General features: G+C 42.2%; 11 protein-coding genes. 2 read left to right on the top strand and 9 right to left on the bottom strand.

Going from position 1 to position 16,814, the window contains the following annotated elements:
* Window positions 1–8 precede the first annotated feature (8 nt).
* The 5 genes from G458_RS0111930 to G458_RS0111910 form a co-directional block, all read right to left on the bottom strand.
* The gene (locus G458_RS0111930; RefSeq protein ID WP_035468136.1) at window positions 9–2,615 is read right to left on the bottom strand and encodes an SLBB domain-containing protein; all 2,607 of its coding nucleotides are present in this window, start codon (window positions 2,613–2,615) and stop codon (window positions 9–11) included.
* A gap of 146 nt (window positions 2,616–2,761) precedes the next feature.
* Complete coding sequence (locus G458_RS0111925; RefSeq protein WP_026952115.1) at window positions 2,762–3,280, bottom strand: DeoR family transcriptional regulator; 519 nt, start codon at window positions 3,278–3,280, stop codon at window positions 2,762–2,764.
* A 101-nt stretch (window positions 3,281–3,381) separates the two neighbouring features.
* Window positions 3,382–3,753 (bottom strand): hypothetical protein, encoded by a 372-nt coding sequence (locus tag G458_RS0111920; RefSeq protein WP_026952114.1) that lies wholly within the window; start codon window positions 3,751–3,753, stop codon window positions 3,382–3,384.
* 6 nt (window positions 3,754–3,759) lie between these two features.
* Window positions 3,760–6,174: a penicillin acylase family protein gene (locus tag G458_RS0111915; RefSeq protein WP_026952113.1), complete on the bottom strand. Its 2,415-nt coding sequence runs from the start codon at window positions 6,172–6,174 to the stop codon at window positions 3,760–3,762.
* 128 nt (window positions 6,175–6,302) lie between these two features.
* Window positions 6,303–6,869: a DUF2911 domain-containing protein gene (locus tag G458_RS0111910; protein WP_026952112.1), complete on the bottom strand. Its 567-nt coding sequence runs from the start codon at window positions 6,867–6,869 to the stop codon at window positions 6,303–6,305.
* 208 nt (window positions 6,870–7,077) lie between these two features.
* Here G458_RS0111910 and G458_RS0111905 point away from each other — a divergent pair, with 208 nt between their 5' ends.
* The gene (locus G458_RS0111905; RefSeq protein ID WP_035468101.1) at window positions 7,078–8,112 is read left to right on the top strand and encodes an endonuclease/exonuclease/phosphatase family protein; all 1,035 of its coding nucleotides are present in this window, start codon (window positions 7,078–7,080) and stop codon (window positions 8,110–8,112) included.
* Here the strand turns inward: G458_RS0111905 and G458_RS0111900 are convergent.
* A complete protein-coding gene (locus G458_RS0111900; RefSeq protein WP_026952110.1) occupies window positions 8,097–10,358 on the bottom strand; it encodes an efflux RND transporter permease subunit in 2,262 nt (753 codons plus the stop codon). The genes G458_RS0111905 and G458_RS0111900 overlap by 16 nt on opposite strands.
* Window positions 10,359–10,490: 132 nt before the next feature.
* Here G458_RS0111900 and G458_RS0111895 point away from each other — a divergent pair, with 132 nt between their 5' ends.
* The gene (locus tag G458_RS0111895; protein ID WP_026952109.1) at window positions 10,491–11,285 is read left to right on the top strand and encodes a thymidylate synthase; all 795 of its coding nucleotides are present in this window, start codon (window positions 10,491–10,493) and stop codon (window positions 11,283–11,285) included.
* Window positions 11,286–11,350: 65 nt separating this feature from the next.
* Here G458_RS0111895 and G458_RS0111890 read toward each other — a convergent pair whose 3' ends face one another.
* The 3 genes from G458_RS0111890 to G458_RS20625 form a co-directional block, all read right to left on the bottom strand.
* Window positions 11,351–14,158: an alpha/beta hydrolase family protein gene (locus G458_RS0111890; protein ID WP_026952108.1), complete on the bottom strand. Its 2,808-nt coding sequence runs from the start codon at window positions 14,156–14,158 to the stop codon at window positions 11,351–11,353.
* A 12-nt stretch (window positions 14,159–14,170) separates the two neighbouring features.
* Complete coding sequence (locus G458_RS0111885; protein ID WP_026952107.1) at window positions 14,171–16,090, bottom strand: M14 family metallopeptidase; 1,920 nt, start codon at window positions 16,088–16,090, stop codon at window positions 14,171–14,173.
* A gap of 146 nt (window positions 16,091–16,236) precedes the next feature.
* Complete coding sequence (locus tag G458_RS20625; protein WP_051287211.1) at window positions 16,237–16,752, bottom strand: hypothetical protein; 516 nt, start codon at window positions 16,750–16,752, stop codon at window positions 16,237–16,239.
* Between the last annotated feature and the right edge of the window lie 62 nt (window positions 16,753–16,814).

Here is a 16,814-nt window from a genome sequence, read left to right as displayed (position 1 = left end):
ATTTTTAATTAATTGGAATTATTCACTAAGGTTTGAACCAAAATGGCAACGGTAGCAAGACTGGAAGCAATTCCAATCCAAGTACCTGCAGTGATTCTTTCACGATATGGTTTTTCAGGGACAACAATTTCCGCTCCCGGTTCCAAACTTGGATAAAACTTCAATCCCAAAAAAGAATGGGTTCTTCGAGCATCTCCATTGGCATAAATGACATAGGTCTTGCTTCTTCGCGCTTTCTCTGAAAATCCTCCAGCTTTGGAAATATAGCCTCTTAGTCCTTGAGTTCTTACAAATCGGGTGGTTGTCGGCAATAAGACCTCTCCAATCATCCGGACTGTTTGAAGTTGTTTTGGAATTTGGATAATGTCTCCTTCCTGAAGGATCAAATCTTCGGGACCTCCGGGATTTGCCAAAATGCTTTCCAAATCAATCCCTACCAAATCCTGTTCTTTCTTTCTCAGGGCATTTACCGCAGAGTCTAAGGCGACACTATCTTGGGTAAAAAATTGATTAAACCTAGCCTTCTCCCGTCTCATTGCCTCCTCTGCTCTATTGGTTTCAAGCTCGGTTAGTTTTTTATCCAGTCTTTCGTAAAGCAGGTTCTCCGCTTCATTCCCTTTTCTAAACTTCTCGGGGTCCAAATTGGATCGCATCTCTTTCAATGTCTGTTCCCTTTTTTGGTCCTCAGTCAATCCTTTATAATATAAAGTCCTTCTGACTAAATTCGCCCCTTTTGGATAAGCAAATTGAGTCAAGCCTCCAGCTCTTTTCACCACATCGGAAATTCTTTCATTGGCACCGGCCAAAGCAAATTCACCTGGATAAATCACCTCACCGGAGATTCTTACCAATTGTTCCCTTTCAAACCCCGGACTTCTTCGGATAAATACATGATCGAAAGCTTGCAAAGGCATATTCTTCTCTGCTTCTGTCAAGGTCAAATTTGGATTAATGTTCAAGGTAATAATCTCAGCAATCCGACCTGGACTTGATGCATTCCTGACTCTTCGAGCAATTTCAATGGAAGAATTGGTTGCTGATTCCAAAAGACCTCCAGACCTGAGAATCAAATCACCAACGGTCATGGAAGAGGCATAAGGATAAGTTCCTGGGCTATTGATCTCTCCTGAAATCTTCACATATAACTCCTCCTGAATATCATATCTGCTCGGAATAAACAACAAGTCTTCATTCTTCAAGGAAATATCACGTGAACTTCCATTCAGAATCCCATTTAAATCCAGCGACTCAGCAGCCAAAGTTAAATCTGAATTGGTCCTGTAGAGAGTTGCTCTATTTACAAAGGCCTCCGGTCTTAGTCCTTCTGCTTTTTCTAATAATTGCTTTACAGTTAGCTCTCCATTTTCCAGGGAATATTCCCCGGGTCTGAATACAGCTCCTTCGATTTGAACTCGATTGGAAAATCGAGTCAAAGATTCGCTAATCAATATTTCATCACCATCCTTTGGAGAAAAAGAATCAAACTCCTCCTTAGTGACATCAAAAATCTTTTTTTCTTTATTTTCAATTCTTCTGACAGTCACTCTATCCCTATACGCATTTGGCAAAAATCCTCCGGTGTACACAAATAAATCGGTCAAATGCTCACTTGGTTTAACCTCAAAAAAACCTTCCCGGCGAACTAGACCGCTGATTTCAACCCTTGCCTGAACTGGCGGGACAATTACAACATCATTATCTTGAAGGGTAATATTTGAACTTTGTACACCTTTGGTGAGAAACTCATAAATGTCAACTGTCGCCACAAGCCTGCTATCGCGATATACCTGAATATTTCGAAATGCACCGTTTTCATTAGGCCCACCCGCAGCAAACAATCCATTGAACACAGTCGCAAAAGATGGTAAAGTATAAGTTCCCGGCTTGCTCAGTTCGCCAACCATTGAAACTTTGATGGACCGAATATTTCCTATTCTGACCTCAAGAAAAGTATTAGGATTACTACCTGCCAAACCTGAATAAATCCTACTCAATGCAGATTTGATCCTTGAGCTGGCTGCCTCAATTGTACTACCTCCTACCTGAATCACTCCTACATTTGGGATCATAATTCTACCCTCGGGAGTTACGGTTACATCATAGGACTGCTGAGAAACTCCATAAACATCGATCAACATCTGATCGCCTCCTCCTATGACGTAGCCTTGTGGAGTGGGTATATTTAAGCTTGGGTTAAAATCGAGATTTCGGTTATGAAAGAGTTTGTAGCCAAATATTTTCTTTTGATAAGGAGTCAGATCATAGTATGGATCCGCTCTTCTAATGGAGTCAAATGGATCATTTTCCATTCCATCGCTGGCATATGACCTCATACCTGAAGTACTAACACCAGTTGACCCGGAGGTTTTTCTTTTTAGCCCATAAATTCTTTCTCGGAGTTTACCTGCCTCAATGGGTGAAAGACCTTGCTCCTGAGCTAAGGACTCCAGCTGCGAACTTGTCAATCCACTGGCTTCAGCTCTCTTGATCAACTGTTCAATTTGAGCATCAGATAGATTGTCCACCTTTAGAGTACTTAAATTGCTCAGGCTCTGAGCAAATCCAATAAGTCCTAATCCCAAAAAGATCAGGACAAAAGCCAAAAATTTTTTCAAAACAAGTGGATAAATTAGTTTGCTTTTCAATTCCGAATTCAAGACGTCAAAGTTGCAAAATTTCCCTAACATAATGTCAATCTAGATACAGCTTCGCCCTTTCAGTCCCAATCGGAACCTACCAAGGCATTTAAATTGTCAAAAAATCAAACTCCTGCCTGTCTATCAAACAGAATGAGTCCTCCAGAAGAAATTCTTCCAGTGGCCAAGGTAAACAGCACTTTACGGTCAATCAGCTGTTCAATTCTTTTGGTCAAATGATTGATATATTCATCATTCAGGTTCGTTCCGGTTACCAGTACGTCAATAGTCCCAGTGTCGCTACCGCGGGCAATGTCACCGGTTAGTACCACCTGCTCCACTTCTCCCATTCTTTCCAAGATCTGCTCCAATAGCATATCCAGACCTAAATACTTTCGAATAATATCCCGGATGTTAGTAAAGAACGGATGCTTGACGTTTGCCTGATATTCAATTTTGTTTTTATCCGAATGCTTTACCAAAATCCCGGCCTGAGTGAGATTATTCAGTTCTTTACGAATAGCATTGGTGGATTCTCCAAACTCCTCAGCCAAGCCCCTCAAATGGCTATGATTTTGGGAGTTGACAAAAAACTTGACCAAAAGCCTCAGCCTGGTCTTGGATGTGATCAAAGATTCTAACATAAAAAATCCCGGAATAATGAGTAACAAAGGTACTCATTATGCGAAATTGGAAAAATAATTGAAGAAATTTTGGTGGAAAAATATACTCAAAAAACTAGTTCTTAACCTCTGTAAATATTTCTAGGGCTCGGCTTGATCATTTTTCTAAAAAGAACTCCTGATAATCCACTGAAGCCACCTAATAAAAAGCCTAAAATGCCAACCACTCCTACCAAAGTCATCCCTGAAACCCCACCTAATAATTCTCCCATTTTGTCTGGCAAGGCACTCGCTGAGGTCAAACCCAGATAAATGCTGATTCCTACCCAAGTAAACCCCATTCCTAATCCACCTCCCATAAACCCACCAAATCCTGTGGGTAGGATCAGTGCACTTAAAAGCCCAATACCGATCATCAGGCCCCAAAAAGGCACTAAAGGCCCCAAGAAGACCACTAACAGTACCACTAGAATAGTCAATAGAATAAATCTCATTTCTGATTACTTTAAGCTGGTTTTAAACAAGACACCATCGGTTTGATCTGGAGTGCGGAGATTAAAGTTCAAATATTCTCCATTAGCCCATTTGGTAATAAAATTAGCGTAATATTTACTGCCTGGATTACCAGATTGTCCACCAGGGTAAATTCCATAAGCTTCTACTTCGTCTCCCAACTCAACTACCATTCTCCAGCTTGCTCCATGACGGCTTCCCGTGGCATTGACAATACCCGAACCACCGCCCGTGTAAATATTGGATACCGAGAATGATTTGAAAGTTGGTACCAAATGCTGGATGGTGGTCTTTTTATAATTTGCCCATGAATAATCCCCCTCCTCTTCTTCCCACTTTTTCATAGCTACCAAAAGAGAATCAAAACCTACTCTGACATGAAATTCTGCTGTTTCTAATGCCTCTGTATTTCTGATATCAAAAACCGAGTCTTTAGGTGAATTCGTCAATAATTGAATAGTTTGGTAGGAGTTTGGAGAAACCAGAGGCACATCATAGCTTCTCAAATCCCGCCAAACGCTCTCGGCGGTTTCGGCAAACCAAATTGAATAAAGTGATTGAGCTTTTTGATTGGGAGCAGCTTTGTAATTCCAATCCGAAAGTTCCTTCAAGTATTTCTCGGCTTCTGGAGTACCTGCTTTGTGCTCGCCCAAATATCTGAGCATCACAGGCAATGCTTCGGCGGCTTGAAGATTGTAATCATCAAATTGAAGATTCTTCATGTCCTCCACCGTGATCTGCTCCATTTCTCTCAAACTATTATTGATTCTTCGATTTCGATAATGCTCGTAAGAATTGTCAAATACATAATATGGGTAAGAAGGATCTACTGGGTGTTGGTTTGCGGAGGAGACAAATCCTCTTTCAGGATTTAAGGTGCTGGGATTCTGAGAATTTGGGATATATCCCTGCCATTCCATTTTGGGATTGGATCCATCCATAAAGTATTTCCCCTGGCCTTTCCATTTTAGAGGGAATTTACCTTGAATCCTTAAAGCTATATCTCCATTCTTTGCCGCAAAGACGAAGTTTTGCGCAGGTGCTGCGTAATGGTCTAAAGCAGCATTGTAATCTGCATGATTTTTTGCCTTATTCATCAGAATGAAGGTCTTTTGCTCATTTGAACCTTCGTGCACGGTCCACTTCAAGGCAAAATTGGTGTCTTGTCGGTCTCCTCGGAAGCTTTTGTCATAGACTACTGGGCCATAATGAGTGTAGACTACGGTATCCAGAAAAGTTGCTTCTCCTTTTACTTTTATCTCCTCAACCCGAAATTGAGTGGGTCTCCATTCGTTACCGTACTTATAAGTAGCTCTGGTTTCGTCCTGAAATACAATTTTATACCAATCTCTGGCATCCTTGGTCGCATTGGTTACTCCCCAAGCAATATTTTCATTGAATCCGGAAATCACACCCAAAGCACCAGGTAAGGTCGCTCCTTTTACGGAATGCTGGGGAGTAGTCAGCTGCATGGAGTACCATAGAGAGGGGAGATTTAAACTTAAGTGAGGATCATTCGCCAGAATTGGATTACCATTTTTGGTCTTTTTGCCTGCTACTGCCCAGTTGTTTGAGCCTACACCCTCCACAGGCTGAGGAAGAGGTGATGCGATTAATTGCTCCATAGGATAGGCAATGCTATCTGGACGTGTTATAGCAATTGGGGTAAAATCCCAGACCCTGCTTGCTTCGATCACCGGGTCATTATCCTTAGGAAATTCAGGAAAAAGCTTGTTGAGCTTAGATTCTCCCAAAATTGCCTTCAAATTGGTGAATTCCAGATCCCGGTCTCCTACCAACATGTCAGACATGTATTTGAGCAATAGCAGGGATTTAAAGGCAGACCATGGTTCTGGTCTATAATTCAAAATTTTATATTCTACCGGAAGCCTTGCATTATTAAGCTGTGCGATATATTGATTCACTCCGTCAGCATATGCCTCTACCAAGGCCAATGTCTCCGGGTCTTTTTCTTGTAGATATTTCAATCCCAATTCAGCTCCGAAAGCCAAACCCTTTCTCCGGGTCATTCTATCCAAGTCCAATGCCATCGGACCAACTATTTCAGATATTCGGCCTGCAGCTGCCATGGTCTGAAATTCCATTTGCCAAAGCCGGTGCTGAGCGGTCACATATCCCTGAGCTCGGTAGAGATCTTCCTCATTTTGAGCAAAAATGTGGGGGATTAGATTTTCATCATACACTACCTCCACTGGAGCTGATAGGTTTTTCAAGGAAATTTCCTCTTTCGCCAGTTGATCTTCACTGAGGGTGTTTTGCCAAAATCCATGATTGGGATCCAACAAAGGAGCAATGGGAGGAATCTGTCCGAGTGGTATGGAAATGACAATAGCCAAGGCTACCGTCATCAGGAATACCAGGATAAAGGAAAGAAATTTCATACGCTTGCTTGGGGTGAAATAGCTAGGGCACAGGAATTTCAAACCAGAACTTCTTGTACCAGAAAGGAAAACTAAAAAAAAATTAGCTAGAAAAGAAAACTCCCCGGAAGAACCGATGAGTAGATTAACTATTGGATGGTAATTGGAAGCTTTAATTTGTCCCAACGGATAACCAAACCCGGGCTTTCAATATCAATGGAAAGACGCTCTGTGGTGGTTTCTTCCCAAACTGGGGTCACTTCTACTCTAAGCACATCATTTTTTTCATCATACTGAAAATGTCCATGCTCAAGATTCCAGTCAGAGTTCAGAATGACAGTCCATTTTCCCGTTTCTTTGGGAATGGTAAACAAGGAATACTTGCCAGCTGCTAGTGGCTTTCCTTCCACAGTAATATCCTGAGGCACATCGATAAATGTCGCCTCATTGGCTCCTGTCCTCCAGACTACATTGTAAGGAACTAAATCTCCCCAAAGGGTTCTTCCTTTTACCGCAGGAGACCCGTATTGAACTTTTATTGATTTTGCGCCAATGGAACCTTCTTTTACCTCCAATGGGCTAGGCCTCTTTTCTTCCTCAGAGGCTTCTTCAACTGCAGCTTCTGAGGTTTCGGCTGTTTCCGTGTTTTTGGAACCACAACCATAAAAAGCCATTGCGGCGGAAGTGGCTAGGACAAACAAAATGTTCTTTTTCATGTCGGTGATGAGCTGATAGACGATAGGGTATTTACGTAAAGGTAAGTTAATGGATTCAAATCAAACAAGAGGCCAAAAGAAACGAATCTATATTTTTGCCGTATCCTTGGGCAAATAGCACCTTCGAATAAACAACTTTGAATTTTAGGTTTTTTGGACCTAAAATTGCCCAAGGAAGCTCACGAAATCCAAACCACTATTATTTTTGATGAAATATATTTGCTGGATAGTATTTTTGGTTACCATGGCACTCTATCTGAGCGTTTTGGTTTCGCCCACAAATTTCCCCTACGTAGGTTTATTACCTTTCCTGATCCCGGTAATCATCGCGGTCAATATTTTTCTTTTTATCATTTTGGCTATTTCATGGAAAAAATCAGCTTTGATTCCTCTTTTGGCTTTGGCTATCGGGTATAAATTCTTTGTAATCACCTATCAATTTCACTCTTCTTCTGAAAATGAACCCGGGCTTCGTGTATTGACCTACAATGCCCATATGTTTGACTACAAAAGACGAACTACAGGAGAATTTGACCCAAATATTTATACCTGGCTTAGAGATCATCCCGCTGACATCAAAGTATTTCAGGAATTCTACCAAGACAACACCTCCCCTTCCAAAAACTCTCTCAAGATCTTGAGCAAGGAAGGCGAATACCAATACAGCTATCAAGCAGGAGAAGGAAACAGCGATAGACGCTCCTTAGGCATGGCTATTTTTTCCAAATACCCAATCGTTCATGATGGAGTCGTGTTTGACACCAAATATTCCAATGGGGCGATGTTTGCCGACATCCGGGTTGGTTCAGACACCTTGAGGATTTACAATACGCATCTGGAATCCATGGCCATACAAGCTGAGGCTCTGGATAATTATGATCAAGCAAAGCAAGTGTATCGAAAAACTCTGGGAAAACTTCACCGTGGCAGTATGGCCCGGGCCGAGCAATTGGATATTCTTTTCGAACATCTAAGCAACAGCCCTCACCCGGTAATTTTGATGGGAGACCTAAATGAAATCCCCTATTCTTACGCCTATTTCAAGCTGAGTCAAAAGCTAAAAAACGCATTTGAATTGGCGGGAAGGGGATTTGGATTTACGTTCAACCGAATCCTGTTTTTCCTTCGAATCGATCATATTTTCGCCAGTCCAGAACTTAACCCTGTTTATTTTCATACTCATAGGGAAGTGGATTATTCAGACCATTACCCTGTTTCTGCTACATTTCAATTGCCGGAATAAGCCTTTTTTTCTTGCTTCTTTTCCCAGACTTTCTTCATAGGCATCAGCATTATAGGAAGTAGAATTTGATCTGCTACCAATGCAAAAATTAAAGATGTGCCGATCAGCAAGCCGGAATAGTAAGTAACCCCAAACCTGGAAAACAAAAACAAGGAAAAGCCTGCGACCAAAATCACCGTAGTCCAAATCAATGCCTTTCCCGTCTCCAGAAATGTTCTTTTCAAAGCATAAAACAAGCTTTTTCCCTTACTCATTTCTAGACGTAGACGAGTCATGAAATGAATACTATCGTCCACAGCGATCCCAAAAGCCACCGTGAAAAGAATTGCAGTAGTGAGCTTAAACTCCACACCTAGCAAATACATGACTCCCAGCATCCACAACAAAGGCACCACATTTGGAATCAATAAAATGAAAGAAATACGCCAAGACCGAAACAAAACTCCAGCGATCAAACCGACCAACAAGAAGGCCACTCCCAATCCTCGAGCCATCTGTAAAGTCACGGTTTGGTGCCCCTGATCAATCAAATAAGAAGTGCCGGTCCAGCGGACTTGGAGTAAATCCTGATCTACTTCATTTTCTAAGAAGCTGAAAAATTCCGCCCGCTTTCTTTCCATTTCCAAAGTCCCCAAGTCTGGGATTCTCCCTCCTATTCTTCCTTCCTTGCGGTCTAGGGTTAATACCTCTTTGCCGCTTCTATCGATAAATCGCCCCAGATAGCTCTTCATCCTTAAAAATTGCCCCTGAGACGGAAAAGTGAAAGCACGTTCCGAACCTTGATTTTGGGCTTGGTTGAGTGCTTTTACCAAGGTAATCGGCGAAATGAATTCTGCTTTTGGAAAAAGCTCCTGAAGCTTATGTTCAACTGTTTCTATCTGCTGAAGAACCTCATATTCCACCAAGGAACTGGAATTCAAGCCTGTTTTAAGGTAAATTTCTATGGGGTTAGAACCCCCAAACTCCTCATCGAAAAAGATAAAATCCTGTTGGATCGGATGATCTTCTGGCAAATTGTCCAATAGAAATCCGTTGACGGGGATTTGATTTCCCGCCCAAATTCCAAAGACCGATAGGCTCAGGAAAGCCCAAGGAATCCATCTTCGATTGCCTACTATCCAGATGAAAAATGGAGCCATTCCAATCTCCGCAGATGAAAATGAATATTTGGTTTTTGTGCTCTTTCCAAGACGATAAAGCAGAAAAGGTGCAAAGCCCAAAACCGCAGCAAAGACAGCCAAAATTCCAATTCCTGTGGTTAAACCAAAATCCTTCAATGCGGGAATCGTGGTGAAATAAAGGGAAAGAAAACCCAAAGCCGTGGTCAAAACAGTTAGGGAAACAGGCACAAAAAGTTCCTGAAAACTTTCCCGCACTGCTTGCTCATGAGCCAGACCCAATTTCCTTTTCTTTTGAAAATGGGTGAAAATATGTACCAAAGCGCTCAGTCCCACAACCAAGAAAATAGTAGGCTGCATGACGGACATCAGCGCCAGACTTTTGCCTATCCCCAAAATCAAGGCAAATGCCCAAAGCACTCCAATCCCCAAAACCAAAACTGGTATCAGTACTCCCCACCAAGTCCGAAATACTGCGATCAATAACCCCAGCATTAGAATGAGAGATAGGGCAAAAAACATCCCAAACTCCTGCTGCATCAAGACCACAAAATCCCCTTGCGTCTGGATCTTTCCAGCCACTGCCTTTAGGTGAAGTGGAGACGATTCAATATGCCCTCTGATTTTTTGATAGAGAAGATCTCCCTCCTCTTTACTAATCCCAGCTCGGTTTTTTACCAGTAATAACCAAGAATCTCCCGTTTTTGAGGAAAACGTACCCTTAAGATCATTCGGGTTTATATTCCAGTTTACTGCTCCCTCCTTTACCTCCAAAGCAGGTATTACTCTCAATCCAAAAAGTCCTATGACTGGTTTTTGAATATCCCAAACGCTTAAGACTGTATTTACTTGAGCCGAGGACTCCAAGTCTTCCTGCAAAGTCTTTAAGTTGATCAAAAAATCAGAGAGCCCCTCTTCGTCTCTTTTTTCAAAAGCCAAAAGCAAATAATCATTGTCTGTGCCGAAGGTTTTGGAAAATTCTCTGTAAAAAGTCAAGTCAGCATCCGAATCGGGAAAAAACTGCTCAAAGTCGTAATCAAACCTAAGTTTTGGCCCTAAAGAAAGCAGCAGGATGGAACACAAGATGGCAAAACCAAAAAGAATATTCGCTCCAGACCTGGTAAACATGCGGCTTAGCAAAATAGATTTTATAAGACAATCGTCGGACAATATAAATCGATTAAGGAGATCTTTGTTGGATTGAGATTCCTATTTTTAAGTGAACTTGGTATCTTGCCGGCAATAATCCAATAGAAAAAAATGGAGCAATATCACGATTTGATGAAAAGAATTCTCCGTGAAGGAGTGAAGAAATCTGACCGTACCGGGACTGGAACCCTGAGCATTTTTGGACACCAAATGCGGTTCAACCTAGCCGATGGATTCCCGGTAGTCACCACCAAAAAACTTCACCTACGCTCCATCATCATAGAGTTGCTTTGGTTTCTTCGCGGTGACAGCAATATCAAATGGCTGAAAGAAAACGGAGTTTCCATCTGGGACGAATGGGCTGATGAAAATGGAGATTTAGGTCCGGTTTACGGGTATCAGTGGAGACACTGGCCTGATGGAAAAGGCGGAGAAATCGATCAGATCAAAAATCTCATCCATCAAATCAAAACCAAGCCCGACAGCAGAAGACATCTAGTCAGTGCCTGGAATGTGGCTAACGTAGATCAAATGGCCCTTCCTCCTTGCCATACCATGTTTCAGTTTTATGTGGCTGAGGGGAAACTGTCCTGCCAGCTTTATCAGCGGAGTGCGGATGTATTTTTGGGTGTGCCGTTCAATATTGCATCCTACGCCTTATTCACCATGATGATTGCTCAGGTATGTGATCTTGAGCCTGGGGAATTTATCCACACCTTCGGCGATGCCCATTTGTATTTGAATCACTTAGAGCAGACAGAATTGCAGCTGAGCAGGGATATCCGCCCATTACCCACTATGAAAATCAATCCTGAAGTGAAAGATATTTTTGGTTTCAAATACGAGGATTTCGAATTAGTCGGATACGATCCTCATCCACATATCAAGGCTGCAGTGGCGGTTTGATAGATTAAAAATCGTGATTTAGTATTACAAAAAGCCCCGGATTCTTCAGAATCCGGGGCTTTCGTTTAGTTGCCCAATTCGTATTTCAAGGTTTTACCTTTCTCCACGGCTGGAAGACCTTCTGTCATCCAGAGTGGTGCAGGAGCTCCTTTCAAATAGTGATCAAAGAATTGGCTCAATCGAACGGAAAGATCTTTGGCGTTTTTCCTTTGAGTTAGGTTGTGATCCTCCCCATTGTACTGAAGCAACCATGCCGGCTTGTTCAATCGCTTCAAGGCCATAAACATCTCTATGCCCTGATACCATGGCACGGCACCGTCTTCGTCATTATGCATGATCAATACAGGAGTCTGCACTCTATCCATCATGAATAGTGGGGAATTCTCCAAATAATACATCGGCTTCTCCCACAGCGTACCACCGATTCTGGATTGAGTTTGTTCATACTGGAACATTCGGCTCATTCCTGTACCCCAGCGGATTCCGCCGTAGGCTGAGGTCATATTTACCACAGGAGCACCAGCTCCTGCTGCCTTGAACATGTTCGTTTGAGTAATCAAATAAGCTACCTGATATCCTCCCCAACTCTGTCCTTGGATGGCCATATTCTCCGTATCCACGCCGCCCTTGGCGATCACTGCCTGGACACCAGGAATGATGCAGTTGAAAGCACTTGGTCCGGGAAGACCGATTTCATACTTGATGTCCGGTACAAATACCAGATAGTCATTACTCACAAAAAACGGAATATTGATGGTAGATCGGCTTGGTGCCGGAGTTCTGTAATTATGAAGACCGTCACTGTTTCTCTCATAGAAGTAAACCATCATTGGGTATTTCTTACCGGGATCAAATCCCTCTGGCTTAAACAACAATCCCTGAAGAGGATCTCCATCAGTAGTCAAATAAGAAACCAATTCAACACTCCCCCATTTGATACCCTCTTGTTGAGGATTCAAATTGGAAACTTTAGTCAAATTTTTGAAGCTCAAATCCGTGAGATAAAGATCAGGATTCTCGATGTAGGTGCTTCTCCTTATCAAAACATTTAAAGATTCTTTGGCTTTGGTAAAACCATTGAAGCTGGCAGGTGCCATAAGCAACTGTTTTGGAGCATTTTTTCCCTCAATATCTCCGGAAAAAAATCCTGCATCTTTGGTAGTCTCATTGAAAGCAGAAAGGATCAAAGGAGATTTAGTGTCAATCGATCTCTCGTCAAACTCCAAACTCTCTCTCCTGAAAACGATTTGGTTTTTTCTTCCTTCTCCTTGTGTCAAATTGATCGCTGCCGCTGGATTTTTGGGATCAATTTTCCAAATATCAAAGTGGTCATACACCAAAAATGCGGCGTCACCCGATAACCAACCTGCGGTCCCATAGCTACCAGGCAGTGATGGGGAATCATGCAAATCCTCATAGAAACCAACAGGGAGAGCTTTTGTCAGATTGATTTTCTTTTTGGCAGCCAAATCAAAGGCTACCCAGCTGCTGTCTCTGCCATCGTACCAATAGGCATACTTGGCTTCAGGGGAAAGCCTTGCAAATCCTGAGGCATTTTTCTCAATCAGAGTTTTGGCACCTGTTTTCAAATCAACTACATACAAATCTCTTCCAATCTGAATATCCCAGCTGTAATTTCTTCTATATGCTTGATCTGAAGAAGCCAAAGCAATGTCATGCCTGATCTTATTTTCCAGCGTGATAATGTCTATCTCTGGAGTCGCAAGTTGAACTACCGCTCCTGATTTCAGATCCATTACCGACCAATAAGTCTTTCTCTCCTCCTGGGATTTGTTTTTCAACTGCATAGGTTGGATCTCAGCATCCTGCCATCCCCAGATATCCAAACTCACTCTTTCTTCATCCAAAATGGTGGTATCATTCGCATAAGCGTAGTCCCTATAATCTGGCGAAACTCCAAAAAACAGCCGATTCTCATCTTCAGAAAACCTTATACTTCCATCCGGGCTGATACGACCTTGATTAAATTTCAATTCTGCCTTTTCCAGTTTCTTGGATATGGTTCCGGACTTGATATCATAGACATAGAGCGTATGCAAAGGCTTTTTTGCCTTCAGCGAATCATCTGTCGCAATCAGCGCCAACTTTGCCGACTGAGGAGAAAATGTCGTACTGGAGTAGGTTGTCATTTTTTCCAAAACCAACTTACTCTCTCCAGAGGAAAGGTTAAGCACATAAACTGCGCTGTTGTCCAAAGTATCTTCTTCGGCTAAAGTATATTGGAAATAATCTCCATTCGGAGCAAAAGAATATGACTTCACCCGCTCAAACTCCCAAGATTTTGAGCCGTCCAGAGAGCGGACCAAAAGCTTGGTTCCGTCTGTCTTTTTGGGTTTTTCAGCCTTGGCAGTGGAGTCGCTTGGATCTGCTTTTTTTGGAAGTTCCTTTTCAAAATGAATAGCAATCCAACTACCTTTTTCTGTTGGAATACCAAAGGACTTTACCCTTGGGAGTTTTTCCAAATCACCCGAGGCCAAGTTGAAAATAAACAAACTGTCTTTGGGAAGGTCGTCACTCTTCTTTTTTTGCAACTTCAACAACCGGACGGAGTCTTTTTGGGGGACGATTTTTCCTACCAAAAACGCATCGTCTGGGGTAAATGAGGCCGCAGAAGCGCGGGGAATTACAGTTCTTTGGCTTGGGTTTTTATAAGGAAAAACCTCAAATCTGGAATCGCCCTCCTGAGGGGAAACTTGAAAGCCAACATATTGACCGTTTTTGGTGATTTTAGTTGCCGAGAGACTTTCCCAGCCATCATAGTCCGCATGAGTCAGGGATCTTTTTTGCTGCGCAAAACTCAATTGCGCAGCAAAAACAATCCAAAGACCCAAGCTAATTCGCTTGAAATACATCTGTAGTTATAATTAGGGTTTTAGGGTAAATTCTCTTTCCAGATATCCGCCACGGGTAGAAGAAAGCTTAATCTTGCCTTTTACAGGTTCGGTGCTTTCTACTTTTACTTTGAAAGTAGCTGACTTTTTCTCTCCAACTCCGGTATATCCGGCATAGATGGTTTTGTCATAAAGATCCGGGCTGGTGATTTTAAGTTTGGCATCTTCGTATCCTTTGGTCAACTCCTTGTCAAATTCCAAGGAAACCCGATCTTCCTGGACAATTTTTACCAGTTTGGCTTGTTCCAATGCCACCGGAAGCTTTCCGGTATTAGACCATTCCAACGTAATTTCATATTCACCATTAGCTACCTTTTTCACTTTCAAATCTGAAATAGTCAGCTGAGGAAGTCTTTTCGCCATGGCAAGATTAAACTGAGCCTGCTTTTTGGCCCAATCTTCCAATTGCCATGGTGGACCATTTTGCCCAAAAAACTTAGGATGAAACCCTCCAATTTCCACCTCACCCAAGGTAGGATGAGTAAATGGAGTCCAAACTTTGAACCCTCTGCTTCCATTGGCTTCATCATCCCACATCAGACCATCATAGTCATCGTAGATTCCATCCCCGTCGTAGTCTTTCATGGCTCCATTATTCCAAAGCTCATCTCCGTACCAGATACTTCCGTAATAGAAATATCCAAAATCTGGCCCATGTCCAAACAATGGCTCCGGCTTCAGTGGATCCCCGGTCATGGAGTTTACTTTGTAGCGAGTAGCATAGGTTTCATATACATCCCCTGCCCAAGGATAATTGGTATAGGAAAGCCCCAACTCATCAATCTCCTTGTAAATCGCCAAATCTTCAGGATACATTCTTTCTTCAGACTTAGAGGTAGATGGTGGTCGCAAGTGCATAGGCACACGAGTATCCATGGAATTTGCCACTGAAATATTCGGATGACTAAGCACCCACAGCGCGGTATGCCTAGTTTCAATTTCACTTAAGGGATATTCGCCTGCCCCAAACTGGGTGAATCCTCTACCGGTCAAGTCGCCTCCAGTATTGGGTCTCCAGTTTTCAGGATAATTTCGGTGAAGGTCCAATCCTCCAATGCCATCCTCATTGTAGTTGCCATCTCCATCATTGTCAATGCCTTCTGTGTACATAAGATATTCTCCCTTTCCGGGAAAAGTTCTTTTCATCAGCCTGCCTTTTGGATCACGGGGATCAATGATAAAGTTGGCCTTCTCTTTTTCTTCAGGAGTAACTGCCTTTTTACGCATTTGATAGATTACTCCATCCCCATCCATATCCTCTTCCGGATCTTCATCGATCAATCCGTCCCGGTCAGTATCATCCGGTTTTACGGTACTTCGGTTTCTTTGCTCTGTGTAGAGATATAGATTGGAGCCGTCAGGATTATTCTGTGGGCGTAGGTAAATGGCTTTGGAGTCAATCAAAGCAGTAATCTCAGAATCTTTCCCATAATTTTCCAACAAATGCTGGGTCAACCATAGGATGGATTCGCTGGAAGTAATTTCTCCGGAATGCCTCCCACCTTCAAAATAAGCAGCTGGTTTGTTGGTGTCTTTTCCCGTCTTTTTGTTAGTGATGGTCATTTGATAAATCGGACGACCTTCGTAAGACTCTCCCACTACATACAAATCCACTATTTCAGGAAATTGTTGAGCCCATTTTTCGTACCAGTGGTACATGACATCTACCGTATGGTATTTATCGAAAGTCAATTTTTCCTGAGGAGTGTACTCTACCTCCGGGAATTCAAACTTTTTAAAAAATGAAGGTCCATGCCTCTCGCCAGAAACGGTATGGAATTTCAGTTTGGAATTTTTTTCAGGGAAAAGCTTTTCTGCTTGAAAAGATTTTACCTGCGCAGCTGCAAGTCCTGATACAAGACAAGCTGCTGAAAACAAGATTGTTTTTTTCATGGTAAAGGATCAGGTTGGTGTGTAAAAATAAATACTGACTCGCTGGGCTACCCAACCGCTTAAAAAAAAAGCCCGGTGCAATACCGAGCATTTTCAATGAATATTTTCTTTGTAGTTCTTGCTAAGACTGGGACTACTTTCAACGTTTATTTTTTGATCGTCAATTCAAAAATCGAAGGGGTATAGGATTCAAAACCTGGAACAGGCTTGCAGACTGGCATTTTTCGAATCATGTGATCCAGTCTTTCTTTGGTGCCTTTATCCACCTCACCAAGTACTTCAAAGCCGGAAATTCTTCCTTTCGAATTCACATTTAGCATGATTGTCACCTCTTCCAATTCTTGACTTTTCTTAGTCCTAAACAAAAAAGGAGAATAACTGTCAATCATTTCCAATGTGTACTCAGGCCAAACCCAATGCGAATTTAAGTTTCTGGCCATGTTCATTTCCACCATGGTCAGGGGCTCGAACTTCAATTCTTTTTCATTGAGGCCTTCTTCTCTTGATTCAGAAGATTTTATCTTATTAATAATAAGCCTGTTGAATGAAATCGAAGATTCTACCAAAAAACTAAGTTCAGTATTTTGTTGAGCAGAGGCCCTAGGATTTTCCAAAGGGAAACCGGAAAATAAAAGAAAAGCAGAAGCGATTAGAAGTTTCATAATTCACAAAGGGTGGACGGTTCGAAATTAAAACAATTCTACAAATAAACAAAGTTGAAATA

The organism is Algoriphagus mannitolivorans DSM 15301, assembly GCF_000429425.1.
Classification (GTDB): Bacteria; Bacteroidota; Bacteroidia; order Cytophagales; family Cyclobacteriaceae; genus Algoriphagus; species Algoriphagus mannitolivorans.
This window is presented reverse-complemented; position numbering and strand designations above follow the sequence as displayed.